Genomic DNA, 2,119 nt, shown 5'->3' with positions numbered 1-2,119 from the left:
ACATGCCCCCCGGCGCACCTGCGCCCGGCCTGGCTGCGTCGGCGGCCAGCACTGCCGCGGGCAGGGCTGCGCCCAGCACCAGGACAAGAAGGATCGTGCGCGCAAGGCGGCATCTGCGGCGCTGCATCGTCGGCAGGCAGGCGGCATGGAGGCGGTGCATGGATACTCCTGGCGGAGACGGCGTGACAGGGAAATATGCCCGGCGGCATGCCGGTTCGATACGCGGCGGAGTGTAGCCGGGGCCGAGCCCGCTTGCAACAATGTGCATCCGCCCATGCGGCACGGGGTGGCCGCTTGCACAACCGGTCGTGGCGGGTGCGGCGGGCCTTTTCCCCGTCCGTGCCACGCCGCAGGAATGCGGCGCAGGCGCGGTGCGCTTGCGCACGGACGGTTGCCGTTGTCCGCCACTCCGGTGGCCCGAAAGGCCGCGTCCAACGCCGCTTCGCAGCCGCCCCCCGGAAAGTGCGTCCCTTTTCGCGCCGGAGCCCCTGAATCCCATTGCATCATTGTCCCGAGACGACTAAATGGAGGGCGGGGTGCCGGACGCGCCACAGGCGCGGCGTGGTCCAGCGCGACGCGCCCATGCGGCCTGCCCCGGACGCCACGGAACACCGCGACACCGCACGGCAGGCCCCGAAGCATCCGGTCACGAAGCATTCGGCCACGCGCGAAACACGGAACAACGCGCACCGCCAGCAGCACGGTACAACTCAACACCCGGTGGAGACACCCAACGTCATGGATATTCTCTCGATTCTTGCCCAGGCCACCCTGGTGGCCAAGTTCATCCTTGTCCTTCTGGTCCTCATGTCCATCGGCAGCTGGACGCTGATGTTCCAGAAGTGGTTTGCCCTCAAGGCAGCGCAGCGCAAGGCCGCCGACGGCCTTGACCGCTTCCAGAAGGCCCGCGACCTGCGCGAGGCCGTGCAGTCGCTGGGCGGCGACGCCGCCTCGCCCCTGTATCACGTGGCCCAGCAGGGCGTGGCCGAGTTCAACCGCCTGAAAGAGGCGGGCAGCTCGGGCGACGTGGTGGCAGACAACGTGCGCCGCTCGCTGCGCCAGGGCGTGGGCAACGAGATGACCCGCCTTTCCGCCTCGCTGTCGTTCCTGGCCACCGCCGCCAACACCGCGCCGTTCATCGGCCTGTTCGGCACGGTGTGGGGCATCATGTATTCCTTCCACGCCATCGGCCAGATGAAGAGCGCCTCGCTCGCCACCGTGGCCCCCGGCATTTCCGAAGCGCTCATCGCCACGGCCATCGGCCTGTTCGTGGCCATTCCCGCCACCGTGGGCTACAACATCTTTCTGGGCATGATCAGCAGCATCGAAGTGCAGCTCGTCAACTTCGCGGGCGCGTTCCTGAACCGCGTGCAACGCGAGATCAACGCCCATCGCGGGGCGGCCCAGCCCGTCAACCGCACCGAACGGGGCTAGCCCATGGGCGCTTCCGTCGGCAACAAGGGCGGCTTCGTCGCCGAAATCAACGTCACGCCCTTCGTGGACGTGATGCTGGTGCTGCTCATCATCTTCATGGTCACGGCCCCCATGATGACCGAAGGCCTCGAGGTGGACCTGCCCCAGACGCGCACCGTGCAGGTGCTGCCCGCGGACAGCGACCACCTGCTGCTCACCGTGCGCAAGGACGGGGTGATGTACCTCGACGAGTACAAGGTGACCATCGAGGAGCTGGAAGGCTACCTGCAGCGGCTGGTCAAGGAGAAGAACAAGCTGCTCTTTCTCCAGGCCGACAAGGCCGTGCCCTACGGCGTGGTGGTGGACGTGATGGGGCACATCAAGGCGGCGGGCATCGAAAAGCTCGGCGTCGTGGCGGAACGCGAGGACCCGAAGAAGAAATGAGCCCGTCATCACGAAGGGACGGCACGGTCCGGTTCCACATCCTTTGCGGCAAGGCCGCGCGGTAGGCCGGGGACGACATGCGCTACTCAAGTTTTCTGCTGTCGCTCAGCCTGCACTGCGCCATCGTGCTGCTGGTCTTTTTCTGGCCCTCGTCGCCGCCGGTGCGTCTGGACATGCCCGTGGTGCAGGTGGACCTGGTAAGCCTGGGCGCGCCCGGCGGCCCCAAGGCCCCGCCCGCCCCGGCTCCCGGCCCCGCGCAGCC

General features: G+C 67.8%; 2 protein-coding genes and 1 pseudogene. All 3 read left to right on the top strand.

Annotated elements, in window-relative coordinates:
* The first annotated feature begins 738 nt into the window (after positions 1–738).
* Positions 739–1,434, top strand: a complete 696-nt coding sequence (tolQ, locus tag FVW20_RS13295) for a protein TolQ (protein WP_196609991.1) — start codon at positions 739–741, stop codon at positions 1,432–1,434.
* Positions 1,435–1,437: 3 nt separating this feature from the next.
* Entirely contained in the window at positions 1,438–1,857 is a 420-nt protein-coding gene (gene tolR, locus FVW20_RS13290) for a protein TolR (protein WP_007526107.1), read from the top strand.
* A gap of 77 nt (positions 1,858–1,934) precedes the next feature.
* Positions 1,935–2,119, top strand: a pseudogene (locus FVW20_RS13285) (cell envelope integrity protein TolA); the annotation flags it as partial.

It is taken from the genome of Nitratidesulfovibrio oxamicus, from assembly GCF_015731765.1.
Taxonomy (GTDB): domain Bacteria; phylum Desulfobacterota; class Desulfovibrionia; order Desulfovibrionales; family Desulfovibrionaceae; genus Cupidesulfovibrio; species Cupidesulfovibrio oxamicus.
Note: the sequence above shows the minus strand (reverse complement) of the source record. Positions and strands in the feature narration are given on the sequence as shown.

Bases quoted from the DNA above. Each gene is read 5' to 3' on its own strand.
- tolQ (WP_196609991.1), top strand. From the start codon at position 739: ATGGATATTCTCTCGATTCTTGCCCAGGCCACCCTGGTGGCCAAGTTC.
- tolR (WP_007526107.1), top strand. From the start codon at position 1,438: ATGGGCGCTTCCGTCGGCAACAAGGGCGGCTTCGTCGCCGAAATCAAC.